The 23,468-nt window shown below is 67.1% G+C and carries 24 protein-coding genes; 9 read left to right on the forward strand and 15 right to left on the reverse strand.

Going from position 1 to position 23,468, the window contains the following annotated elements:
* The first annotated feature begins 122 nt into the window (after positions 1–122).
* Both HHL13_RS03040 and HHL13_RS03045 read left to right on the forward strand, forming a co-directional pair.
* Complete coding sequence (locus HHL13_RS03040; RefSeq protein ID WP_169554276.1) at positions 123–2,762, forward strand: TonB-dependent receptor; 2,640 nt, start codon at positions 123–125, stop codon at positions 2,760–2,762.
* A complete protein-coding gene (locus tag HHL13_RS03045) occupies positions 2,762–3,550 on the forward strand; it encodes a hypothetical protein (RefSeq protein ID WP_169554277.1) in 789 nt (262 codons plus the stop codon). The genes HHL13_RS03040 and HHL13_RS03045 overlap by 1 nt, the downstream gene beginning before the upstream one ends.
* Positions 3,551–3,553: 3 nt before the next feature.
* Here the strand turns inward: HHL13_RS03045 and HHL13_RS03050 are convergent, their stop codons facing one another.
* Together HHL13_RS03050 and HHL13_RS03055 are read right to left on the reverse strand one after the other, a co-directional pair.
* Complete coding sequence (locus HHL13_RS03050; protein WP_169554278.1) at positions 3,554–4,519, reverse strand: PilZ domain-containing protein; 966 nt, start codon at positions 4,517–4,519, stop codon at positions 3,554–3,556.
* A gap of 91 nt (positions 4,520–4,610) precedes the next feature.
* Positions 4,611–5,270 carry a glutathione S-transferase family protein gene (locus HHL13_RS03055; protein ID WP_169554279.1) on the reverse strand — a complete coding sequence of 220 codons (660 nt, stop codon included), beginning with the start codon at positions 5,268–5,270 and terminating at the stop codon, positions 4,611–4,613.
* A gap of 105 nt (positions 5,271–5,375) precedes the next feature.
* Here HHL13_RS03055 and HHL13_RS03060 point away from each other — a divergent pair, with 105 nt between their 5' ends.
* Positions 5,376–5,918 carry a DNA-3-methyladenine glycosylase I gene (locus HHL13_RS03060; protein WP_169554280.1) on the forward strand — a complete coding sequence of 181 codons (543 nt, stop codon included), beginning with the start codon at positions 5,376–5,378 and terminating at the stop codon, positions 5,916–5,918.
* Complete coding sequence (locus tag HHL13_RS03065; RefSeq protein WP_169554281.1) at positions 5,915–6,250, forward strand: hypothetical protein; 336 nt, start codon at positions 5,915–5,917, stop codon at positions 6,248–6,250. The genes HHL13_RS03060 and HHL13_RS03065 overlap by 4 nt, the downstream gene beginning before the upstream one ends.
* Positions 6,251–6,256: 6 nt before the next feature.
* On the opposite strand, the gene HHL13_RS03070 is transcribed toward HHL13_RS03065, so the two are convergent.
* From HHL13_RS03070 to trpD, 5 genes are all read right to left on the reverse strand, one after another.
* A complete protein-coding gene (locus HHL13_RS03070) occupies positions 6,257–6,649 on the reverse strand; it encodes a VOC family protein (protein WP_169554282.1) in 393 nt (130 codons plus the stop codon).
* A gap of 20 nt (positions 6,650–6,669) precedes the next feature.
* Positions 6,670–8,241: an ABC-F family ATP-binding cassette domain-containing protein gene (locus tag HHL13_RS03075; RefSeq protein WP_169554283.1), complete on the reverse strand. Its 1,572-nt coding sequence runs from the start codon at positions 8,239–8,241 to the stop codon at positions 6,670–6,672.
* Between the two features lie 124 nt (positions 8,242–8,365).
* The gene (gene moaC / locus HHL13_RS03080; protein WP_169554284.1) at positions 8,366–8,833 is read right to left on the reverse strand and encodes a cyclic pyranopterin monophosphate synthase MoaC; all 468 of its coding nucleotides are present in this window, start codon (positions 8,831–8,833) and stop codon (positions 8,366–8,368) included.
* Positions 8,830–9,615 (reverse strand): indole-3-glycerol phosphate synthase TrpC, encoded by a 786-nt coding sequence (trpC, locus tag HHL13_RS03085; RefSeq protein ID WP_169554285.1) that lies wholly within the window; start codon positions 9,613–9,615, stop codon positions 8,830–8,832. Before trpC ends, moaC begins: the two co-directional genes overlap by 4 nt.
* The gene (gene trpD / locus HHL13_RS03090; RefSeq protein WP_346775468.1) at positions 9,615–10,607 is read right to left on the reverse strand and encodes an anthranilate phosphoribosyltransferase; all 993 of its coding nucleotides are present in this window, start codon (positions 10,605–10,607) and stop codon (positions 9,615–9,617) included. The genes trpC and trpD overlap by 1 nt, the downstream gene beginning before the upstream one ends.
* A 215-nt stretch (positions 10,608–10,822) precedes the next feature.
* Here trpD and HHL13_RS03095 point away from each other — a divergent pair, with 215 nt between their 5' ends.
* Positions 10,823–11,782, forward strand: coding sequence for an NAD(P)-dependent alcohol dehydrogenase (locus HHL13_RS03095; protein WP_206376830.1), 960 nt, complete (start codon positions 10,823–10,825; stop codon positions 11,780–11,782).
* A gap of 49 nt (positions 11,783–11,831) precedes the next feature.
* Here the strand turns inward: HHL13_RS03095 and HHL13_RS03100 are convergent, their stop codons facing one another.
* Entirely contained in the window at positions 11,832–12,224 is a 393-nt protein-coding gene (locus tag HHL13_RS03100) for a hypothetical protein (protein ID WP_169554288.1), read from the reverse strand.
* Positions 12,225–12,369: 145 nt separating this feature from the next.
* Between HHL13_RS03100 and HHL13_RS03105 the strand changes: the two genes are divergently transcribed.
* Positions 12,370–12,750, forward strand: a complete 381-nt coding sequence (locus HHL13_RS03105; protein WP_169554289.1) for a VOC family protein — start codon at positions 12,370–12,372, stop codon at positions 12,748–12,750.
* Here the strand turns inward: HHL13_RS03105 and HHL13_RS03110 are convergent.
* The 3 genes from HHL13_RS03110 to HHL13_RS03120 are packed head-to-tail and all read right to left on the reverse strand — an operon-like array spanning position 12,747 to position 15,222.
* Positions 12,747–13,331, reverse strand: a complete 585-nt coding sequence (locus HHL13_RS03110) for an aminodeoxychorismate/anthranilate synthase component II (RefSeq protein WP_169554290.1) — start codon at positions 13,329–13,331, stop codon at positions 12,747–12,749. The genes HHL13_RS03105 and HHL13_RS03110 overlap by 4 nt on opposite strands.
* Before the next feature lie 10 nt (positions 13,332–13,341).
* Positions 13,342–14,403 (reverse strand): alpha/beta fold hydrolase, encoded by a 1,062-nt coding sequence (locus HHL13_RS03115; RefSeq protein WP_169554291.1) that lies wholly within the window; start codon positions 14,401–14,403, stop codon positions 13,342–13,344.
* Positions 14,404–14,457: 54 nt separating this feature from the next.
* Entirely contained in the window at positions 14,458–15,222 is a 765-nt protein-coding gene (locus HHL13_RS03120; protein WP_169554292.1) for a phosphodiester glycosidase family protein, read from the reverse strand.
* Between the two features lie 110 nt (positions 15,223–15,332).
* Here HHL13_RS03120 and HHL13_RS03125 point away from each other — a divergent pair, with 110 nt between their 5' ends.
* Positions 15,333–15,749, forward strand: coding sequence for a hypothetical protein (locus HHL13_RS03125; protein ID WP_169554293.1), 417 nt, complete (start codon positions 15,333–15,335; stop codon positions 15,747–15,749).
* 124 nt (positions 15,750–15,873) lie between these two features.
* Here the strand turns inward: HHL13_RS03125 and trpE are convergent, their stop codons facing one another.
* Positions 15,874–17,385 (reverse strand): anthranilate synthase component I, encoded by a 1,512-nt coding sequence (trpE, locus tag HHL13_RS03130; protein WP_169554294.1) that lies wholly within the window; start codon positions 17,383–17,385, stop codon positions 15,874–15,876.
* Positions 17,386–19,323: a peptidylprolyl isomerase gene (locus HHL13_RS03135; RefSeq protein WP_169554295.1), complete on the reverse strand. Its 1,938-nt coding sequence runs from the start codon at positions 19,321–19,323 to the stop codon at positions 17,386–17,388.
* Between the two features lie 118 nt (positions 19,324–19,441).
* Here HHL13_RS03135 and tpiA point away from each other — a divergent pair, with 118 nt between their 5' ends.
* Positions 19,442–20,194: a triose-phosphate isomerase gene (tpiA, locus tag HHL13_RS03140; protein WP_169554296.1), complete on the forward strand. Its 753-nt coding sequence runs from the start codon at positions 19,442–19,444 to the stop codon at positions 20,192–20,194.
* Here the strand turns inward: tpiA and HHL13_RS03145 are convergent.
* Positions 20,160–21,542, reverse strand: coding sequence for a DHA2 family efflux MFS transporter permease subunit (locus HHL13_RS03145; protein ID WP_169554297.1), 1,383 nt, complete (start codon positions 21,540–21,542; stop codon positions 20,160–20,162). The two genes, tpiA and HHL13_RS03145, sit on opposite strands and share 35 nt — an antisense overlap.
* 50 nt (positions 21,543–21,592) lie before the next feature.
* On the opposite strand from HHL13_RS03145, the gene HHL13_RS03150 reads away from it, so the two are divergent.
* Positions 21,593–21,988, forward strand: a complete 396-nt coding sequence (locus HHL13_RS03150) for a GFA family protein (protein WP_169554298.1) — start codon at positions 21,593–21,595, stop codon at positions 21,986–21,988.
* Positions 21,989–21,992: 4 nt separating this feature from the next.
* On the opposite strand, the gene HHL13_RS03155 is transcribed toward HHL13_RS03150, so the two are convergent.
* Entirely contained in the window at positions 21,993–23,387 is a 1,395-nt protein-coding gene (locus tag HHL13_RS03155) for a leucyl aminopeptidase family protein (RefSeq protein ID WP_169554299.1), read from the reverse strand.
* Between the last annotated feature and the right edge of the window lie 81 nt (positions 23,388–23,468).

Consider the following 23,468-nt stretch of genomic DNA (forward strand, 5'->3'; position numbering starts at 1 on the left):
AATCGGCGCGAGCCGGTGACACGGATTGGTCGCGAGACCGTCATGCAGGCGCAACCGTCCCTTCACCACCGAGTCTCCGGCCCCGCCTACCGGCCCCCTGAACCATAAAGGGGTCACACCAGATGAAATCCAGCCTGCTCGCCGCGGGCGCGCTTGCCGCGCTCGCCTTCGCCAATGCCGCTCATGCCCAGGACGTGCCCGAAGAGGCAGGCGAGGAGATCACCGTCACCGGCCAGCGCGCCCAGCAGGAGCGCGCGATCGAGCTGAAGCGCGATGCGATCAGCATCGTCGATGTGGCCGCGGCGGACGAAATCGGGCGGCTGCCCGACCGCAACGTCGCCGAAGTGATCGAGCGGCTGCCGGGCGTGGGCGTGACCTACGACCAGGGCGAAGGCCGCTATGTCGCGATCCGCGGCGTGCCTTCGGACCTCAACAATTATTCGGTCAACGGCGTCGAGATCGGCAATCCCGACGGCACCAGCCGCTCGCTGCCGCTCGACGTGGTGTCGGGCCAGCTGCTCAACCGGGTCGAAGTGGTGAAGGCCAAGACCGCCGATCTGGACGGACAGGGCATCGGCGGTTCGATCAACCTGGTGACCCAGACCGCGTTCGATTACCGCAAGGCGTTCAACGTCACGCTGAACGCGCAGGCCGGCTATCAGGAACTGAACAAGAAGGTCCCGGTGCGCGGCGACGCCAGCATCGCGGCGCGTTTCGGATCCGAGGAGCAGTTCGGCATCGCGCTGGGCGCGAGCTATTCGAACCGCACTTTCGCCAGCTATGGCGTCTATCCCGACGACTGGCGCCCGGCGACCACGCCCGCCACGGCGGTGATCGCCCAGTCGGCGCGGGGCGCGCTGCCGGTCAACATCAAGTTCACCGATTACAGCCTGCAGCGCGAGCGGATCGGCGCGGCGGGTTCGTTCGATTTCCGGCCGAACGAGAACCATCAATTCCATGTGCGCGGCATCTATTCGAAGTTCACCGAGGAGGAATATCGCCAGCGCTATCGCCTCGATTTCGCAAGCGACGCGCTGCTGCCGCGGCTGACCTTCAATCCCGGTGGCCTGACCGGCACCGTCACCGGCACGCCCAATGCCGGCGTGGGCGCGGGCGTCGGCCCCGAGCGGCGGCAGGATCTGCGTTTCGAATATAAGGAAAAGTCGATCCTGGCCGGCATGCTGGGCGGATCGAGCCATTTTGGCGACGTGACGCTCGATTACGTCGTGGCGCGCGTCCACAACGAAGTGCGCGAGCCGAACCAGCTGTGGCAGTTCCGCTGCAACCCCGGCACGGTCGATTTCGACCTGACCGAGAAGGTGTTCAGCGCGACCCCGCGTACCGAATGCACGTCGTCGCAGCTGAATTTCCGCCAGTACACCGAGCAGAACGAAAGCGGCGACGAGGATATCTGGCAGGGCCGCGCCGACCTGACCTGGCACATCGCCGGGCTGGACGAAGGCAGCTTCGTGAAGCTGGGCGGCAAGTATCGCGCGACCGACAAATGGTTCGACAGCGCCAACGACACCTGGACCCGCGGCGGCAATGCGGCGACCCGCTTCACGCTGGCGCAGTTCAACCTTTCCGGGGCGCCGGTGACGGTCTATCCCGATGGCGACGACCGGCCCTATTTCAATGCGCCGACGATCGACCTCGCCGCGATCCGCGACTTCACTGCCTCGAACCTGTCCGGCCCGTTCTTCGTTCGCGATACTACCGCGTCGCTGGCCAACGCGACGCTCAACGATTTCCGGATCGATGAGGACGTGACCGCCGGTTACGCGATGGTCAATCTGCGCTTCGGCGCGGTGACGGTGACGCCGGGCATCCGGTTCGAACACACCAAGTCGCGGGTCACCGGATACCGGCTGGAAGGCGGCACCACCGTGGTCCCCGCGACCGTGCTGAACGAATATGACGACTGGCTGCCGAGCCTGATCGTGCGGCTGGAGCCGTCGCGGAACACGGTATTCCGCCTTGGCTATACCCGCAATCTGGGCCGGCCGAACTACAGCCAGCTCTCGCCCGGCGGGTCGCTGAGCTATGAGGATGCCAATTCGGACGGGCAGTTCGAGGGATCGTTCAGTGCGGGCAATGCGGCGCTGAAGCCGTATCGCGCCGACAATCTCGATTTCACCGGCGAATGGTATTTCTCGAAGGGCGGCCTGCTGACCGTCGGCGTGTTTGCCAAGTTCATCAAGAACCCGATCTTCGTGCAGAATTACGTGCTGACCAACACCAGCTTCGCCGGCCGTCCGTTCGAGCGGCTGGGCTTCTCGCAGCCGCTGAACGCCGACAGCGGCGACATCATCGGCATCGAAGCGGCGTACCAGCAGCAGTTCACCTTCCTGCCGGGCTTCCTGTCGGGCTTCGGCATCGAACTGAACGGCACGCTGACGGACTCGAACCTGCAGCTGCCGAGCGGCCGCACCTCGACCTTCCCGAGCCAGTCGGGCTTTCTGTACGGCGCGCAGCTTTTCTACCAGCGCGGCCGGGTGGAGGCGTCGATCGCCTATCACAATACCGGCCACTCGCTGATCGCGCCGGGCGGGGTGGATTATCAGGACCAGTATAACGACGATCTGCGCCGGCTCGATTTCAAGGCGAGCTTCGAAGTGTTCACTGGCGCCACGCTGTTCGTCGAAGCGCAGAACCTGACCGACGAGCCGACTCGCCAGTATCAGGGCGGCCGGACCGACTGGATCTCGCAGAACGAGCGTTACGGCCGCACCGTCTATGGCGGCGTATCGGTGAAGTTCTGATGCAGATGCTCCTGCCGCTCCTCCTCGCATTCGGACAGACGCCGCCCGAACCGGAGGTGGTCGCACGGATGCCGGCCGCGGAGGCGCGGCAGGGCGTCGTTGCCGACCGGCGCTTCGTCTATGCCGTCTCCAATGCGGAGATCGGCAAGTACGATCGCGCCACGGGCAAGCGGATCGGCCATTGGCAGGGCGATCCCAAGCTGTTCCGGCACATGAACAGCTGCATCCTGCTGCGCCGCGAGATCGTCTGTGCCGCGTCCAACTATCCGGACACGCCGATGGCGAGTTCGATCGAATGGTTCGACGCGGCGCGGATGGAACATGTCCGCTCGCGCAGCCTCGGCCCCGGCCGGGGGTCGCTGACCTGGCTCGACTGGCATGACGGCAGCTGGTGGGCGGGTTTCGCCAATTATGACGGCAAGGGCGGGGAGGCGGGCCGAGACCATCGGCTGACGACTTTGGTGCGCTATTCGCCGGAATTCGTGGAGGAGGGCGCCTGGCTGTTCCCCACCGAAGTGCTCGAACGCTTCGCACCCTATAGCTCGTCGGGCGGCGTGTGGGGCGATGACGGGCTGCTCTATGTGACCGGGCATGACCGGCCCGAGCTTTATGCGCTGCGCCTGCCCGAGGCGGGGTCGCGGCTGGAACTGGTCACCACGCTGGCCATCCCCACCAACGGTCAGGCGATCGCGTGGGAGCGGGGCGGGCGGCGCATCCTCTGGTCGATCGAGCGCAAGACCAGGGAAGCGGTCGCGACACGCATTCCGGAGATCATGCCAAAGCGTTGAGGATCAGAGATCGCGCGCGGCGATCCGGTCCAGTTCGTGCTGGCGCAGCGGGATGCGGAACTCGGCGAGATAGCGGCCCTGATCGGCTTCGATCACCGTCGCCGGCCAGCCAGTGGTGCCCGGCAGGGTGATCCACAGGGGGGTGCCCTTTTCGATCGAGGCGTCGGCTTCGAATTCGACCAGCCCGAAAGTGAGGCTGCGGACGCGGACGTTCCACCAGCGCGCGCCTTCGCGGACGCGGCCGGGGGCGTCGAGATGAAGTGCGGCCTTGTCCGCCTTCAGGCCGAAGCCCTTCTCTTCCTCATGGATGCCGAGCGTGCGGATCGTGTGGATGCGCGAGGGGCGGTTCTGCGCCTGACGGAGCCAGGGCATGAGAATCTGCCAGCCCAGCTCGTTTTCGAAGGCGATGCCGGCGTGGCGGCCCTGCGACCAGCGGACCTGCCCGACGATCGGGTGGAGGCCGTCGAAGGCGATCTGGACTTCCTCGTCGGGTGCCAGCGCGAATTCCATGTCGATGCCGACGCCCGCCTGCGACACGTCGCGGGTGCGGGCGAATTCCACCTTGTTGCCGCGGCGGATCGAGACGGTCTGGTGGAGTTCGACGCGCGGCACGCTGCGGCGCTCGGCGGGAAGATGAGCGAGGTTGCGGGCGAGCGCGCCGACCACGTCGATCGGGGCGTCGAACAGGAAGCCGGCTTCGTCTTCGTCGATCCAGCTGATCTCGCCTTCGATCGCCTGGCCATTTTCGAGTTCGAGGGTGAAGCGGTCGCCATCCTCGACATTGGTCTCAAGCAGGCGGAGCGTGGCGCCGGCTGCGCTGAGCTTGCGCACGAAGCAGCGTTCGCGGCTGGCGTCTGCGCCGATCAGCGTGGCCGGATCGAGATGATCGATATGGGCGGGGTTGGGAATCGAAGCTGGAAGATCTGCGCTCAGGCAGAAAATCGTCGCGGACCTGAGTCCTTCCGTCATACCAAAAACCCCACCGAATCCCGCGCGAAGGGTTGGGCTTCCGGGCTGAAGAAAGTCTTAATCCTACAGCCCGTTAACCTCCTAATCGCAGTTAATCGCGGTCGGGCGCGCCGAGCGGGAAATAGTGGCGGAACGGCCGTCCGCCATCGACTGCGCGGGCGAAGGACGGACGGGCCAGCAGCCGTGCGCGATAGGCCTTGAGATGGGTGTGTTCGGCCGGGATCGGATAGGCCCAGTCGGCATAGAAGAGCGACGGAGCGGCGGCGCAATCGGCGAGTGTGAAGCTGTCGCCTATGGCCCATTCGCGCCCCACCATATGGCTGTCGATCCAGGCATAGGCCCGGTCGAGCGTGCGGTGGATATAGCCTTCCAGATGCGGATCGCGCTGATCCTCGGGCCGCAGCATGTTGTTCACCAGCGGCTGCATCGCGTTCATGATGTAATTGTCGAACACCCGGTCGAACATGCGCGCTTCGAGCGCGGCGTCGGGATCGGCCGGGATCAGCGCGACCGGGCCGGGATGGTGAATCGCGAGATATTCGATGATCGCGGTCGATTCGAAGATCGTCCGGCCGCGATCGACGAGGACCGGGAACTTGCCCATCGGCGCGAGCGCGGCGAACTCGCGGCAATTGGCTTCCTCTTCGGGGCTGATCAGGCGGAAGTCGAACGCGATGTCATTCTCGTAAAAGGCGATCAGCGCCTTCTGGTAATAGGACGAGAAGGGATGGCCAAAGAGCTGGGGGTTCATCTGTGCCTCGCAATAGTTAGCTTATTGGCTAAGTAATCCGATTTGCGCGGATGTGCAAGCGGGCTTTGGACTGTCATGAAGGGAACGGATCATGGGAGGCTGCGGATGACGGTTCGGTGTGCATGGGCGGAAGGCGATCCGGTGATGGCGGCGTATCACGACGCCGAATGGGGCGTGCCCGTGCGCGAAAGCCGGATGCTGTGGGAAATGCTGATGCTCGAAGGGTTTCAGGCGGGGCTTTCGTGGCGGACGATCCTGCATCGGCGCGAGGGATTTCGCCGTGCCTTCGCGGGGTTCGATCCGGCGAAGGTCGCGGCGTTCGGCGCGGCGGATGTCGAGCGGCTGATGCAGGACGAGGGGATCATCCGCGCGCGGGCGAAGATCGAAGCGACGATCGCGGCTGCACGAATTTACCAGCAGATGCAGGCGGATGGCGAGAATTTCTCGGGCTGGGTATGGGGATTGGCCGGGGGCGAGACGGTGGTGAACGACGGGGTGAGCGTGCCCGCGAAGACGCCGGTATCCGAAGCCATGTCGAAGGCGCTGAAAGCGCGGGGGTTCAAGTTCGTGGGGCCGGTGATCGTCTATGCCTGGATGCAGGCGGTGGGAATGGTGAACGATCATGCCCCGGATTGTTTCAGGCGATGACCGCGACACGCCTGCTGTCCGACGAAGCGTTTCGCGCCTGCTTCAGCGAGCCGATGCGCGACGTGACCGCAGAAGCCGAAGCGATCGTCGACATATGGCCCTATGCCGCTGCGATCGACCTCGACGCACTGGGCGTGCCGCACCTCAACGATGTGAACTATGTCTATCGCGACGGTAGCGGACGGTTCGATCAGGTGCTGATCGGAACAGGCCGGTTCAACGCGATGCTGGTGATCGTGATCGACCGCTGGGCGCGCGCCATAGCGGGGCACCGCCTGCTCGACCTGAACGCGGAATATGGGGTGAGCGGCGGGCATTTGAGAGGCGTGTGAGGCGCGTCACCGGTTGCGGTAGCAGGCCTCGATATTGTTGCCGTCGGGATCGAGCACGAACGCGCCGTAATAGTCGGGGACGCCTTCGCGCGGGCCGGGTGGGCCGTTGTCCTTGCCGCCGGCTTCCAGCGCGGCTTTGTGAAAGGCGTCGACTGCGGCCTCGCTTTCTGCGGTGAAGGCGATGTGCATCTGGTTGATGCCGGGGCGGGAGCCTTCGACCCAATAAGAGGGGCGGAGGGCGCCGATCCAGAGATAGGGATAGTCCTCCGGCCCGCGGCCGAGCAGGAACGATCCTTCGCCATTGCTGACGGTCAGAAGGCCGAGCGGCCTAGCGATCGCATCGTAAAAGGCGCGCGCGGTGGCGAGATCGGTGACGACGATTCCGGTGTGATCGAGCATGAATGCCGAACGGGCCGCGCTCAGCCCAGTTCCACCTGCCGTTCGATGCCGATCGCTTCGAGGAAGGGCGCGTCGTGGCTGACCACCAGCAATGCGCCGTCATAGGCGATCAGGCCGGCCTCGACCGCTTCGATCGAGTCGATGTCGAGATGGTTGGTCGGCTCGTCGAGGATCAGGAGCCAGGGCGGGGTTTCTCCGCCCAGCGTGCAGGCGAGCGCGGCGCGCAGGCGCTGGCCGCCCGACAGGGTGCCCGCGATCTGGAGCGCGGCGTCGGCGCGGAAGGCGAAGCGGGCGAGGGCGGCGCGGCAGGCATTTTCGGTCGCGCCGGGATTGAGCCGGGCGAAATTGTCGTGGATCGACGCTGCGGGATCGAGGATGCTGGCCTGCTGATCGAGCATGGCGATGCGATCGGTGACGCGGACGGTGCCGGACCACGCCGCAAGCCGGCCGGTGACGAGCGCAAGCAGGGTCGATTTGCCGCTGCCGTTGGGGCCGCTGATCGCGACGCGCTCCGGACCGTTCAGCGACAGCGAGACGCTCGACAGGATCGGGCGGTCATAGCCGGTGGTGACGTCATGAAGCTCCAGAACATTGCGGTTGGCGGGCAGGCCGCTGGGCGGGAGCGTGACGGTGAGCGGCTGGAGGATCTCGATCTTCTCGCGCGCGGCGCTGGCGGCGTCGCGGGCTTCGCTGCGCTGGCGCTCGGCCAAGCGGGCCGCTTCGCCGCTGCTGTTCTCGGCGCGGTTCTTCATCATGCCGAGGATGATCCTCGGCATGTCGCCCTTCGCCGCCTTGCGCTTGCCCGCACCGTCCCGGCGAGCCTTGCGTTCGGCCTGTTGCTGCGCGGTGCGCGCGGCTTCGCCGACGCGGCGCTCGGCATCGGCAAGGTCATGGCGCGCGGCGGCGAGTTCGAGCGCCTTGCGTTCGCGATAGGCGGTCCAGTTGCCGCCATAGCGGGTGGCGCCCAGGCCGGTCAGCTCGACGATGGCGTCCATCGTGTCGAGCAGTTCGCGGTCATGGCTGACGACGATCGCGCCCGCGCGCCATCCGGCGAGGAGCGAGAGAACTGCGTCGCGGCCGTCGCGGTCGAGATTGTTGGTCGGCTCGTCGAGCAGCAGGAAGTCTGGTTCGGCCAGCACCGCGGCGGCAAGCGCGGCGCGGGTGCGCTGGCCGCCGGACAGGGCGGTGAGCGGCGTATCGAGCGGGACGTCGAGGCGAAACTGGGCGAGGGCGGATTCGATGCGCGCCTCCAGCGTCCAGTCGGCTTCGGCGAGTTCTTCCATCGTCGCGTCGCCGGCCTCGGCGCGGCGGAGCAGGGCGAGTGCGTCGCCGACGCCGAACAGCGTGGCGATGGTCTCGCCGGGTTGCGGAGCGAGCGACTGGCGAAGGGTGGCGAGGGTGCCGTTGACCGACACCTTGCCCGATTGCGGCGCGAGATCGCCGGCGATCAGGCGCAGCAGCGTCGTCTTGCCGACGCCGTTGCGGCCGACAAGGCCGGTGCGTTCTGGGCTGAAGCCGAGATCGAGGTCGGTGAGGAGCGGAACGCCGTCGGGCGTGGACCAGCTGAGATTCGAAAGCGTGATGGCGGACATGCGGGATTCCCGGGGGCAAGGCGAAGGGGCGATGCTGTCGGGAAGGGATCACATGGTCGGGTACGGCCTTTCGAATGGAGCCGCGAAGATAGGGCGGCGCGGCGGCGCGTTCAAGCGCGCCGGATCACGCTTTCCAGTCGCCGGACTTGCCGCCGGTCTTGGACAGCAGACGGATATCGCCGATTATCATGCCCTTATCGATGGCCTTTGCCATGTCGTATATGGTCAGCAGCGCGGTGCTGACCGCAGTAAGGGCTTCCATCTCGACCCCGGTCTTGCCGTCGGTCGCGGCAGTCGCGGTGGCGGTAACGCCGGTTTCGTCGGGCTGAAGTTCGATCGAGACCTTGGTGAGCGGCAGCGGGTGGCACAGCGGGATCAGATCGCTGGTTTTCTTGGCCGCCATGATGCCCGCGACGCGCGCGACGGCGAGGACGTCGCCCTTCTCCACGAGGCCCTGTGCGATCGCGGCGGCGGCTTCGGCGGACATCTCGATGCGGCCGGCGGCTACGGCTTCGCGGGCGGTGACGGCCTTGCCGCCGACATCGACCATATGCGCGGCGCCGGCTTCGTCGAGATGGGTGAGGTTGCTCACCCGATCAGGTCCCGCGTCGCGGCCTCGACATCGGCCTGGCGCATCAGCGCTTCGCCGATCAGGAAGCAGCGGACGCCATGCTCGGCCATCGCGTCGAGATCGGCGCGGCCGGTGAGGCCGGATTCGGCGACGAAGGTGCAGCCCGCTGGCGCGCGGCCGACGAGTTCGTAGGTGCGATCAAAGGACACGGTGAAGTCCTTGAGATTGCGGTTGTTCACACCGATCAGCCGCGACCGGAGCGCGAGCGCGCGATCCAGCTCGGATTCGTCGTGAACCTCGACCAGCACGTCCATGCCCAGTTCGAACGCGGTCGATTCGATCTCGGCCATCTGGCCGTCTTCCAGCGCGGCGACGATGATCAGGATCGCATCGGCGCCGATGCTGCGCGCCTCGATCACCTGCCACGGATCGACCATGAAATCCTTGCGGATCACCGGGAGCGATACGGCGGCGCGGGCAGCGATCAGATAGTCCTCATGCCCCTGAAAATAGGGCGCGTCGGTGAGGATCGAGAGGCAGGCTGCACCGCCGGCCTGATAGGCGCGGGCATGGGCGGGGGGATCGAAATCGGGGCGGATCAGGCCCTTGGACGGGCTGGCCTTCTTGATTTCGGCGATCAGGCCGAAGCCGGTCGCGGCCTTCGCATCGAGTGCGGCGCGGAACCCGCGCGGGGGTGTCTGGGCGAGCGCCAGGTCGCCGAGCTGGGCCAGCGTGGTCGCGCGCTTGCGGGCGGCGACTTCCTCGCGCTTGGTCTCAAGGATCTTGTCGAGCATGTCAGCCATCAGAAGGCGATCCAGCAGTCGAGCAGCGCATTGGCAAGCCCGTTGTCGAGGAATTCGGCGGCTTCCTCGGCCCCTTCGCGAAGGTCCGACGCGCGGCCGGCGACCATCAGCGCGGCGGCGGCGTTGAGGACCACCGCGTCGCGATAGGCCGATTTCTCGCCCTGAAGCAGGCGGCGCAGCGCGAGGGCATTGTGTTCGGCATCGCCGCCACGGATCGCGCTGAGCGGATGGCGGGGCAGGCCCGCATCCTCCGGCACGATGCGCGTGGGCAGGCTCGCGCCGCCGATATTCACCGCGACGCTGGCGCCTTCGGTCGAGAGTTCGTCGAGGCCCTCGTCGCCGGAGATGACTGCTGCGCTGTGCACGCCGAGCTGTTCGAGTGCTTCGGCATAGATCGGCGCGTAATCGGGGCGGGCGATGCCGATCAGCTGGCGGGTGACATGCGCGGGGTTCGCCAGCGGACCCATCAGGTTGAAGATGGTGCGGCGGCCGATGCGGCGGCGGATCGGGCCGATGCGCGCCATCGCCGGGTGGTGATGCTGGGCGAAGAGGAAGGCGATGCCGAGATCGTTCAGCGATTCCTCGGCACGGGCGGCGGCGCGTTCGAGATTGAGGCCGAGCGCTTCGAGCGTGTCGGCCGCGCCCGATTTGGACGAAGCGGCGCGGTTGCCATGCTTGGCGACGGGCACGCCTGCCGCCGCGACGACGAGGCTGACCGCAGTCGAGACGTTGAGCGTGTGATGGCCATCGCCGCCGGTGCCGCACACGTCGATCGCGCCTTCGGGTGCGGTGATCGGGATCAGGCGGGCGCGCATGGCGCGGGCAGCCTCGGCGATCTCGATGCTGGTTTCGCCGCGATCGGACAAAGCGATGAGGAAGGCTTCGATCTCGCCCTCGGGCACGCCGCCGTCGAGCAGATCGGAGAAGGCCTGCGCGGCGGTTTCGCGCGCGAGGGGCGAGGATGGATCGGGGAGTGTCGCGAATAGGGTCACGCGGTTGCTATTCCGCCCGGTGCTCCCGGAGTCGAGATAGAAAAGCTGTGCGACGGGCGCTGCGACATCCATCTCGATATTGTCCGGACATTGAGTCCGAAGCTGTACTCGACCATAGCCAGCATCATATCGAATCGGTTGTGGAGAGTGATGTCGTGACAGATGACGCAAATGCGGTTCGGATTGGCGCCCCGGCAACGCTGGATACGCTCCGTATGGATTGCTTGGAAGCCGCCGCGCCGGGGCCGGGTGAGATAAAGGTCCGGATTCGTGCGTCGTCGCTTAACTATCGCGACATGCTGGTGGTGACCGGTGTGATTCCTTCGCCGGAGGGGTTGATCCCATTGTCCGACGGCGCGGGCGAAGTCGTCGCGGTGGGCGAGGGGGTGAGCGAGTTCGCGGTCGGCGATGCGGTGGTCAGCGTTTTCCATCCCGGCTGGATCGACGGGCATATGGAGCGCGCGCAATTGCTGGCCAGCCCCGGCGGGCCGAAGGACGGCTTTGCGTGCGAATGGGCGACGCGGCCCGCGACGCATTTCACCCATGCGCCCAAGGGGCTGTCGCACGTCGAAAGCGCGACGCTGACCTGTGCCGGGCTGACCGCGTGGCGGGCGGTGGTGACCGACGGGCAGGTGAAGCCCGGCGCGACGGTGCTGATCCAGGGGACGGGCGGGGTTTCGCTGTTCGCCTTGCAGTTCGCCAAGGCGGCGGGCGCTCGGGTAATCGCCCTGTCCTCCGGCGCGGAGAAGCTGGAGCGGCTGACCGCGCTGGGGGCGGATCATGTCCTCAACTATCGCGAGACGCCCGACTGGGGCGAGTCGGTGCTGGCGCTGACCGGCGGTCTGGGCGTCGATCATGTGATCGAAGTCGGCGGACCGGGCACCTTGCCGCAATCGCTGATCGCGGCGCGGACGGGGGCGCATCTGGCGATCATCGGCGCAGTGGACGGGCTGCACGGGAACAGCATCCCGTTCGTCACGGTGCAGATGAAGCGGCTGAAGCTGCTGGGCGTGACGGTGGGCAGCCGGCGCGATCAGATCGACATGGTGCGGGCGATCGAAGCCAATGGCATCCGGCCGGTGATGGACAGCGGGTTCGGGCTGGATGCACTGGCGGACGGCTTCCGCCGGCTCCAGTCGGGCGGGCATGTCGGCAAGTTGTGGATCGACATCTGATCCCGTGCCGCCACGCCGGGTCAGACCAGGCGTGGCGGAGGGGATGGTATCACTTCTGCGTGGCGGGTGCCGTTGCGTTCTGTGCGGGGGCTGCGGCCGGCGCCGGAGCAGCATCAGGCGCGTCGTCGCGATCCCAATCGCCGTCGCGGTCGAAACCGGAGCCGCCATGACCGTGGCCGCGACGGCCCGGACCGTGCGGGCCGCGGGGCGAGGGGATTTCGCCCACAATCAGCTTGCCGTCCTTGTTGGCGTCGAGGCGGTCGAAGCCTGCGCCCGACTTTTGCAGCCATTCGGCGCGGGTGATCTCTCCATTGCCGTCGAGATCGGCATTGCCGATCGGGCCGAGGCCCTTGTCGGTCACGGCCGAAGCGATGCCGCCTGCCGCGACGGTGAGCAGGACGCCGGCCAATGCGGCCCCGGCGAGTTTCAGTTTCTGGTTCATTCCAATCTCCATTCGCGCCCGGATGGGGCGATGGAGGCGGAATGGGGCCGCCAGATCACCGGGGGATTGCAACGAACCGGCAATATTGTCGCAAAATGTGTGCGATCCCGGCTAGATAGGCGACGACAGCCGAGGGAGTTTGGGCATGGTGCTGGGATCGGCGACGCCGGTGGCGTTTCTCTATGTGATGGATCGCGAGCGGGCGCTGGGCTTCTATCGCGACACGCTGGGCTTCGCGCCGCGCAGCGCCGATGCGCATGGCGACTTCATCGATCTGGGCGGCGCGCTGGTGCGGATGACGGCGATGCCGGGCTATGCGCCCGGGCCGCATCCGGTGCTGGGCTGGGAAGTGAACGACATCGTAGCGAGCGTGACCGGGCTGCGCGAACGCGGCGTCGAATGCATCATCTATGAAGGGATGGGGCAGGACGCGCTGGGCATCTGGACCTCACCCGACGGGAAGAACAAGGTGGCGTTCTTCCCCGATTCCGAAGGGAATGTGCTTAGCGTCGCGCAGACGGGTTAAGCCAGCGCCTTTGCCTCGATCCCCGACAGGCGCATGAAGTTCGCCAGCATCGCATGGCCATGTTCGGTGGCGATGCTTTCGGGGTGGAACTGGACGCCGTGGATCGGCAGCCCGCGGTGGCGGAAGCCCATGACCGACGTGTCGCTGGCGGTGGCGTTGACCACCAGATCCTCGGGAATGTCGGTGACGATCAGCGAGTGATAGCGCGTCGCGGTGAAGGGCGAGGGCAGGCCGGTGAAGAGCCCGGTGCCGTCATGTTCGACCGGGCAGGTCTTGCCGTGCATCAGCCCGCCGCGCACCACGCTGCCGCCGAAATGCTGGCCGATCGACTGGTGGCCAAGGCAGACGCCGAGCAGCGGCTTCTTCAGTTCGGCGCAGGCGGCGACCAGATCGAGGCTGATCCCGGCTTCGTTCGGGGTACACGGGCCGGGCGAGATCAGGAATGCCTGCGCATTGCTGGCGATGGCTTCCTGCGCGGTGAGGGCATCGTTGCGCACCACCTTCACCTCGGCGCCCAACTCCATCAGGTAATGGACGAGGTTCCAGGTGAAGCTGTCGTAATTGTCGATGACGAGGATCATGGGCGGGGCTTTAGGGCGTTGCCAGCAATTGCGCCAGATCGGCCTTCCAGAACTTCGCCCAGGTATGGGTACCGTGTCCCTTGGTCTCGCGCGTCGCGGGGATCAGGATGAAGCGGGCGCGGGGCATGCGCTTTACCTCGCGTTCGGCGATGCCGAGTTCGGGCGGATTGATGAAGTCGTCGGCGGAGTTGATCCACAGGACCGGCACGGTGATCCGCTCGAGATCGGGCGAGGGATCGTAGGTGCGCGAGGCGTCGTAATAATAGAGGGCGTTGTTGGCATCGACGCCGCGCCCGCGCGTTGCGAAGGCGGCGGCAAGCGCTTCCTCGGCCTTGGCGCGGGTGGGGTAATCGGCTTGCAGCGCCACCGGGTTGCCGCCGGCGATCACCGAGAGATAGGCGGCGGTGCGCAGTCCGTTGAGCGGCTGGGCGGTGTAGTTGCCGTTGTTCCAGACGGGATCGGCCTGGATCGCGTCGATGATCATCTTGCGCCACATGCGGTTGCGGCCGGCGATCTCCACGGGCTGACAGGCGAACGGGGCGAGCCGCTTGGCGAAACCGGGATGCCGCGTGCCCCACATGAACGCGTGCATACAGCCCATCGAGGTGCCGATAATCGCTTCGAGACTGTCGACGCCGAGCCCGTCGACCAGCAGGCGGCGCTGGGCCTCGATCATGTCGGCATAGTCGTATTTCGGGAAAGCCATGCGCAGCCCGTCGCTGGGCTTGGACGAGCCGCCATGACCGATATTGTCGGGCAGGATGACGTAGTATCTGGCGAGGTCGAGCGGCTGGCCGGGACCGTACAGTTCGTTCGCGAATTGGGGAGCGAGGAACTGCTTGCCCGTGCCCCCGGTGCCGTGGAGCACCATCACCGCATTGTCGATCCTGCCGTCCGCGCCGCGATGCGGGGTGCCGAGCGCGAGATAATGGATGCGCAGTTCGGGCAGCGTCTCGCCGCTGGCGAAGCGGAAATCCTTGATGAGGTGGTCGCCTTCCTTGCCGGGCCAGGACTGGGCCGAGGCGGGCAGGGCAGCGAGGAGCAGCGCGAGCAGGGCGAGGAGGCGGGCCATTGTCATTCCCCTTTTGCCATCCCGGTTTTCGCCCGGGTGCGGAACTGGAACAGCCTATTTCCTTTGCAGCGCCACCACAATCGGGCCGATTTCCGGACCCGCATCCGTGCGCGCCGCGACCGGATCCCACAGCCGCGAGACGGCGCCGTCGAGATAGAGGGCGTCGGGCGCCTTCAGCTGATCGCGGAACAGCCGGGCGAAACGGCCGAACGAAACCGGCTCGTCGCTGATCGCGAACCATGCGCTGCCGTCCGCCGAAACGCCCACGCCGTTGCGCATCTGCAGCGAGACGCCGTTCTCCGAGATTTGCGGGTGGAGCTTGCCGCCGATCAGCAGCATCGGGCCGGACTGGGTGGCGAAGCGGACATGATCGGGCTTGCCCGCCGAAAATTGCTCGGTGGTGGCGACATGCCAGCCCGCGGCATCGCCATAGAAGACGCCGTTGGGCTTGAGATGGAAATTGCCGGGGCCCTCGCGGCGGTTGAGCGGGGCCTGTTCGGCGCCGTCCTCGACATAATAGCCGATCGGGTTGCCCTTCGGATCGTACATGCCGGCATTCATCGCGAACGCGACGCGGGGGAAGCGATCGCCCAGCCTTTTGTCGAGCGCGTCGAAGTTGCGCATCGGCTTGCCGTCCGCGCCCTTGTTGACCAGCATCAGATCGTGCTTGCCGGGCTCGGCGTGGCAGACGGTGAATTCGCTGCCCTCGAATGCGACCTTCGCGCAGGCCGCGTCGATGCCGTTGCGGCTCTTGGGCGCGCCACAGGAGGCCAGTGTCAGCAGAGCGGCGGCGAGAGCCAGACGGGCGAATATCGTCATCACGCCGACTTAGTTCTTGTGTTCCCCGAAACAAGCCGCATTGCGGCCATAGTGCAGCGGCAACCGTGCCGACGCGGGGGCGTTGTTACGGGCCGGTTTTTGGAGGTCGCATGTTTTCCAGGTTTCTTTTCGCCGCTCCGTTGATCCTGTTCGCGGTGCCCGCGGCGGCGCAGGACGCGCAGGATGGTCCGCCCAAGCGCGTCCGCAGCGTCATCACCTTCGGGGACGAGAAGTGCCCGCCCGCGACCGATCCGGACGAAATCGTGGTGTGCGCGAGCGGCGGCGATTCGCCCTATCGCATCCCCAAGCGTTTCCGGAACCAGCCGGCCGAAGGCCCGGCGGCGCAGAGCTGGTCGCGCCGCGTCGAAGTGGTCGAGGAAGTGAACCGCGCGGGCCTGCCCAACAGCTGCTCGCCGATCGGCACCGGCGGCCAGAGCGGCTGCACCCGTCAGATGATCCGGCAATGGTATCAGGAACGGCTCGAAACCGAAGCCAAGCGCGGGCGGGAAATGGGTCCCGAGGAGTGAGGCTCTTCTGAGCCCCTCCCCCTTAGGGGAGGGGTCGGGGTGGGGCAGTCATAGCCTCGCAGAGGCCGGTGCCGAGAATATATCCTCCACCCCAACCCCTCCTCTGAAGAGGAGGGCTTTTATTTTACTGCCCGAACCCGGCTTCGCCTGCTCTCGCAACCGCTTCGCGCGCGGCGGCGAAGAGGGCGCCGGCCTTGGCTTCGCATTCGCGCTGTTCATAGGCCGGATCGCTGTCGGCGACGATGCCGGCGCCGGCCTGGACGTGCATGACGCCGTCCTTCACCAGCGCGGTGCGCAGCACGATGCAGCTGTCCATCGACCCGTCCGGCGAGAAATAGCCGACGCCCCCGGCATAGGGGCCGCGGGTTTCGGATTCGAGCTCGGCGATGATCTCGCAGGCGCGGACCTTGGGCGCGCCGCTGACGGTGCCCGCCGGGAAACCGGCGAACAGCGCATCGAGCGCATCCTTGCCCGGTGCCAGCCTGCCGACCACGTTCGACACGATGTGCATGACGTGGCTGTAGAATTCGACGGTGTAGCTGTCGGTCACCCGCACGCTGCCCGCTTCCGCCACCCGGCCGACATCGTTGCGGCCCAGATCGAGCAGCATGAGATGCTCGGCGCATTCCTTGGGATCGGCGAGCAGGCTGGCGCGATTGGCTTCGTCTTCGGCGGCGGTCTTGCCGCGCGGGCGGGTGCCGGCGATCGGGCGGATCGTCACTTCGTCGTCGCGGGTGCGGACGAGGATCTCCGGGCTCGATCCGGTCAGCGAGAAGCCCGGCAGATCGAGATGATAGAGGAAGGGTGAGGGATTGATCCGGCGCAGCGAGCGGTAGAGCTCGAACGGCGGCAGGGTGAATGGCGAGGTAAAGCGCTGGGCCAGCACCACCTGAAAAATGTCGCCCGCGGCGATATAATCCTTCGCGGCGGCGACCATCTCGCCATAGCGGCCTTCCGGAAGCACCGGCGTAAGCTGGACCGCATCGGGCTCCGCGCGGACGGGCGCGGGCAGCGGCGCGGTGGCGAGGCGGGCGGCGGTCGCGTCGATCCGCTCGGCCGCGGCTTCGATCGCGGCGTCCGCATCGTCGCTGCCATCGCTATCCGGCCAGACCGGGGCGACAAGGAACAGCGCATCGGCCAGCCGGTCGAAGATCAGGATCACCGTGGGGCGCACGAAGATCATGTCGGGCACGCCGACCGGATTGGCGGGCGGGCGCGGCAGCTTTTCGACCAGCCCGATCGTGTCGTAGCTGAAATAGCCGACAAGGCAGGCGAGGGCGCGGGGCAATTCCGCCGGCACGTCCATGCGGCAACCAGCGACCAGCGCGCGCAGCGCGTCGAGCGTCGGCGCCCCGCACGGCGCGAACGCATCGCGATCGGTGAGCCAGTGTGCGTTGATCGAGGCGTCGTTGCCGGTGGCGCGGAAGACGAGATCGGGCGCAAGTCCGATCAGGCTGTGCCGCCCGCGCGTCGCGCCGCCCTCGACCGATTCCAGCAGGAAATCGCCGCGGCCGGATTCGATCAGCTTGAGCGCCGCCGCGACCGGCGTTTCGGTATCCGCGACCTGACGCCGCCACAGCAGCGCAGGCCGCCCGGCTCCGAGTGCGGCCCGGGCGGCTTCGACACCTTCAGTCACTTATTGACCCGTGACGTCCTGGCCCGCGAGCTGGGCGCGGAACCGGGCGATTGCGGCTTCGTCGCGACTCACCTTCATATGCTTCTGCATCGCGTGGATGAACTGCATGGCTTGCTCGCCATAGCTGCTCTCGCCCAGCTGCGAGCGATAGGTCGCCATCAGCGCGGCGTTGCCCGACGCGTCATGCTGCTCGACCGACGACACATAGACGACGAAGAAGCCGTTCCCGTCCGGGCTCTCGATCAGGCGCGCAGTCTTCGGGGCGACCGAGAAGGCGATGCGGACCTGACGCGGCGTATCCTTGTTCAGATCGGCATAGGCCAGGTTGAAGTCCTTCGGCGGAAGCGCCTTGATACCGGCGATCGCGATCGCCTGCGCCATCGGCGTGCCCTTCTTCAGCTCGGCGATCAGCTTCTGCGCGGCGTTGCGCGCCTGCTTCACGGCAATGTCGTGCTGATAGTCGCGGCGGACATCGTCGCGGATGCCGGCGAACGGACGCGGGGTGGGCTTCACCACCTTGCTCACGATCAGCACGGCGAAGCTGCCATCCTGGCCGAGCGCGACCATCTGCGGCTCCGGGCTGTCCGGATCGGCGGCGAAACCGCCCTGGATGATCGGCAGCAGCGCGGGGTCCGGCTTCGAAGCGGCGTCGTCCGGATTGACGCCGGCGATGGTGAGCGCGGGCGTGAGCTGGACCTGCAGCTTGGCCTTGCCCGCCATCTCGTCGAACGTGTCCTCGTTGCCGATCGAATCGTCGATCGTCTGACGCTGGGCGACGATCGCGGCGACGGTCTTGCGTTCCTCGATCTCCTTGGCGAGTTCGGGGCGCGCCTGCTCGATCGTCCTGGCCGGAATCTTCTCGACCTTCTCGACCTGCAGCACGGCCCAGCCAAAGGCGGAGCGAACCGGACCGGCGACGCTGCCCTGCGGCGCGGCGAAGGCCGCATCGGCGACGGCGGCCGACGTCTCGCCGGAGAGCGCGGGCTTCTCCACCGCGTCGAACTTGCGCGGTTCGAGGCCGCGGGCGCGGGCAATGTCGGCGATCGACTTGCCGCCCTTGACCTCGGCGGCCACGGCGTTGGCGGTCGCCTGATCGGCGAGCACGATCTGGGTCACGGTGCGCTTCTCGGTCGCGGCGAAGCGCGTACCGGCCTTGGCGTAGGCGTCGGCGATCTCGGCGTCGGTCGCGGCGGCGGCGGCCTTGAACTGATCCGGGCGGACGATCGCGTAGCGGATGATGCGGCGTTCCGGCACCATGTAGCTGGCACGGTGCTGGTTGTAGAAGGCCGTCAGCGTCTTGTCGTCGGGCGCGGGCCCCACATCCATGTCGGCGAGACGGATCAGCGTGGCCTGGCCCTGGCGGCGCTCAAGCCCGCGCGAGGCATAGGGCGCGACGATGCCGTTGGGCACATAGGACGGGCGGCCCGGGCGATCGAGCAGCCAGCGGCCATAGGTGTTCTGCGCGATATCGGCGTGCATCCGCGCAGGCGTGATGCGCAGCTGGGCGAGCGTCGCTTCGTATTTCTGCTGATCGAACTTGCCGTCGATGCCGTGGAAATTCGGATCGTTGACGATATCGGCGTCGATCATCTTGCGATCGACGAACATGCCGGAATCGGTGCCGTACTCCTGCACGGTGCGCGCCACGATCAGCTCGTTCAGCACCAGATTCACGCCGTCGCGCGCCACGAAATCCTGCATCGAGATATTCGCGCCGCGATTGCGCTGCTGCGTCAGCCAGCGATCGATCGAATCCTTCAGATCGGCTTCGGTGATGGTCTGCTTGCCGATGCGGACCAGCACGGGGCTCGGGCCGCCGGCGGTACGCAGGCCGGTGACGTCGCCCAGCGCGAAGGCGATGGCGATGATGCCGAGCACCAGAAACACGACGACGATGCCGACGCGCGACTTGGTGAAGTTACGAAAGAAACTGAGCATTGAAGGCCGATCGTGCGAGAGTGTTTGAGGGTGCTTTAGGGGGTGCGAACGCGGCCTTCAAGCTTGCGCGCGCGGGTAGGCGCGCTATCGGCTTGTCCAAACAGGACAGGAGATGCGAATGCGCCGCAAGCTGGTAGCCGGCAACTGGAAGATGCACGGGCTGAAGGCCGACCTGAGCGAAGTAACCGCGATCGCTACGGCAGCGGGCGCGAATCCGTCGGTCGATGCCGCGCTGTGCGTGCCTTTTACGCTGATCGCCGCCGCGGCGGTCGCGGCGGGCGACATGCCGGTGGGCGCGCAGGACGTGCATCAGGCGGCCAAGGGCGCGCATACCGGCTGCATCTCTGCGGCAATGCTGGTCGAGGCGGGCGCGGGCCTGACGATCGTCGGCCATTCGGAGCGCCGCGCGGACCAGTATGAGACCGACGCGCAGGTAAAGGCCAAGGCCGAAGCGGCGCACGCGGCGGGGCTGGGCGTGATCCTGTGCATCGGCGAGACGCTGGACGAGCGCGACGCGGGCCAGGCCGAGGCAGTGGTGACTGCGCAGGTCGCGGGATCGCTGCCCGAGGGCGCGGATGCGGCGTGGCTGTCGCTCGCCTACGAACCGGTCTGGGCGATCGGCACGGGCCGGACGCCGACCGAAGTCGATGTGGCGGCGATGCATGGCGCGATCCGCGCGAAGCTGACCGCGCTGATCGGCGACGAAGCGGCGAAGGTGCGGATCCTCTATGGCGGGTCGGTCAACGGAGCCAATGCGGCGTCGCTGCTGGCCTGCGCCGATGTCGATGGCGCATTGGTCGGCGGGGCGAGCCTGACCGCCGAGAAGTTCGTGCCGATCATCGAGGCGGCGGCTTCACTGTCCCAAGCGTGAGGAACGCCGCCGCGCCCGAAAGGGCGGCGAGGGCGGCGCCGACCAGTGCGGCGGCGTGGAACGCGGCGATCAGCGCCGCGCCCGCCGATGCGATGACTGCGCCGGCGATTGCCGTGGCGATCAGGCCGCCGGTGCGCGCGATGGCGCTGTTGAAGCCCGAGGCGGTGCCCGAATGGCGGTCGTCCACCGTGGCGAGCACGGCGGTGGTCAGCGGAGCGGCGACGCACGACATGCCGACCGCGATCAGCGACGCGCCGGGCAGCACCATCGTCCAATAGCTGCCCTGTTCCTCGACCAGGATCAGCAATGCGAATCCGGCCGCGACGATCAGCGAGCCGATGGTGAGCGGCCATTGCGGGCCGAGGCGGCTGGTCAGCCCGCCGGTGATGCGCGAGGCGATCGCCATGCCCAGCGGCAGGGGCAGCAGCGCGAGTCCGGCCTGAAGCGCGGTGTAGCCGCTCGCTTCGATCAGCACATAGGGCAGAAGCAGCAGCACGCCGCCGAGCGCGCCGTAGAGCAGGAAGGTGAGGACGGTCAGCCCGGCAAAGGCGCGCGAGCCGAACAAGGCCAGCGGCATCATCGCGCGATCGCCGCGATGACGCTCGATCCCGACGAAGATCAGGGCGAGCAGCCCGCCCGCCACCAGCGCGACGATACTCGGGCTATCGGCGGCGCCGTGGCTCGACCAGATCGTCAGGCCCCAGGTGAGCGCGCCGAGCGAGAGGGTAGCGGTCAGCGCGCCGGGCCAGTCGAGCGGTATTTCCTTCGCCACGCTTTCCTCGACGTGGCGCCAGGCGATCAGGATCGCGATGGCGGCTACCGGCACGTTGACGAAGAAGATCGAACGCCAGCCGATCGCATCGACCAGCCAGCCGCCGAGCGGCGGGCCGACTGCGCCCGCGATCGCGCCGGCCGCTGCCCATGTCCCGATCGCCTTGCCGCGCGCTTCGCCGGTAAAGGCGTGGCCCAGCGTGGCGAGGCTGTTGGGCAGCAGGATCGCGGCGCCGACGCCCTGTAGCGCGCGGGCGCCGAGGAGCAGGGTCAGGTCCGACGCGATGGCGCACAGGACGGAGGCGAAGGTGAACAGCGCGATCCCGCCGATCAGCAGCTTGCGCCGCCCGAAATGGTCCCCCGCCGCACCGCCGAACAGGAGCAGGGCGGAGAGGGGGAGCAGATAGGCGTTGATGGTCCATTGCAGTTCGGCGGGCGTCGCGCCGAGATCCTTGCCGATCGCGGGCAGCGCGACGTTGGTCACCGAACCGTCGATAAAGGCGAGGCTGGACGCGAGGATGCAGGCGACCAGCGTGAGCGTGGGATGCTTCGCGCCGCCGTGGGTCTCGCCAGTCATGCAGCCTTGTGCAACACCGCTGCGGCGGCGGCAATGAAGGGAGCGGTGCCTTGACGAAAACGGCGACGTGCCAGTGCGGCGCGGTGAGCGTGACGTGCGAAGGCGATCCGGTGCGCGTCTCGGTGTGCCACTGTCTCCACTGCCAGCAGCGCAGCGGGAGCGCGTTCGCGGCGCAGGTGCGGTTTCCGGCGGAGCAAGTGACGATCCGCGGCGAGACGCGCGCATGGACGCGGATCAACGACGACGGCAATCGCGCCGATTTCCATTTCTGCCCGAATTGCGGATCGGGCGTCTGGTACGCGCTCGAGGTGCAGCCCGACGTGATCGCGGTACCGATCGGCAATTTCGCCGAGGTCGGGGCGTTCGAGCCGCAATATTCGGTGTGGGAAGTGCGGAAGCAGCCCTGGGTCGAAGTGCCCGGCGCGAACGTCGAGCACTTCGACTGATCCCTCAGCCCGCGTAGCGGTCCTTCAGCACCTTCCACACGGCGCGGAGGCCGGCGGCGTCGGCGCCCTTGGGGCGGCCGGGCTTGGGCGAGCCCTGCCAGCAGAAGATGTCGAGATGCGCCCATTCGGCCTTGTCGGGCACGAATTCCTTGAGGAACAGCGCGGCGGTCAGCGCACCGCCCCACGGGGCCTCGGCGGCATTGACCATGTCGGCCACGTCGGACTTCAGCATGTCCTTGTACGGATCGTAGAGCGGCAGGCGCCAGATCGGATCGGCTTCGCTCTCGCCCGCCGCCAGGATTTCGCTCGCCAGCGTATCGTTGTTCGAGAACAGCGCCTGAAGATCGGTGCCCAGCGCGACGCGCGCGGCGCCGGTCAGCGTGGCGAAGTTGATCATAAGCTCGGGATTGTTCTCGCCGGCCTTCGTAAAGGCGTCGCCGAGGATCAGGCGGCCTTCGGCGTCGGTGTTGCTGTTCTCGACCGTGAGGCCCTTGCGCGAGCGCATGACGTCGCCCGGACGCGTGGCTTCGCCGTTGATCGAATTCTCGACCGCGGGGACCAGCATGTGCAGGCGGATCGGCAGGCGCGCGCTCATGACAAGCTCGGCGATGGCCAGCGCGTGGGCCGCGCCGCCCATATCCTTCTTCATCAGGCGCATGCCCGAGGCCGGCTTGATGTCGAGGCCGCCCGAATCGAAGCAAACGCCCTTGCCGACGATGGCGACGCGGGGATGATCGGGATTGCCCCATTCGATCTCGATCAGGCGCGGGTCGCGGCCCTTGCCGGCAGCCTTGCCGACCGCCCAGATCATCCCATAGCCCTTCTCGATCTCCGCACCCTTGGTGACGGTGAACGTCGCGCCATAGGTCTTGGCGATCTCGGCCGCTGCGGCTTCGACATCGGCCGGGCCGAAATCGTTCGCGCCGGTGTTGATCCAGTCGCGCAGCTTTTGCGTCACAGTGCCGAGGCGGACGGCGTCGTCGATGCGGGCGGGGTCGGCGGTGAGCAGCACGCGCGGGCCCTGGGCCTTGTCGTCCTTCTTCTTGTACCGGTCGAACTTGTACTGGGCGGTCAGCCAGCCATAGAGCGCCGCGCCGGGCTCCGCGCCTTCGACGCGATAGGTGCCTTCGGGCAGCGTCTCGGCGAGCTTGGCCAAGCACCAGGGCGAGAGGCGATCGACATTGGCGACCACCGACACGACCGACCAGTCCTCCGGCGCGTCGCCGGGCAGGGTGGCGCTGGCATAGGGGCTGGGCGACAGCTTCTGCGCGGCGATCGCGGCGCGATGGCGCGGCGGCTGGGCATTGAGCCAGGCTTCCCAACCCTTTGCGTCGACGAGGTGGATGGTGCGCGCGGCCTGGCCGCGATCGGGCTGAATCAGCGTGGTGAGATCGGACATCGGGTTGATTTAGGGATGCGCGAGCGGATCGCCTAGAGGCGATTGCACTGGTTTTGTCGGTTGTCAGGATCGCCGGGTGTT

Origin of the sequence: Sphingomonas sp. G-3-2-10 (genome assembly GCF_012927115.1) — a bacterium.
Lineage (GTDB): Bacteria > Pseudomonadota > Alphaproteobacteria > Sphingomonadales > Sphingomonadaceae > Sphingomonas.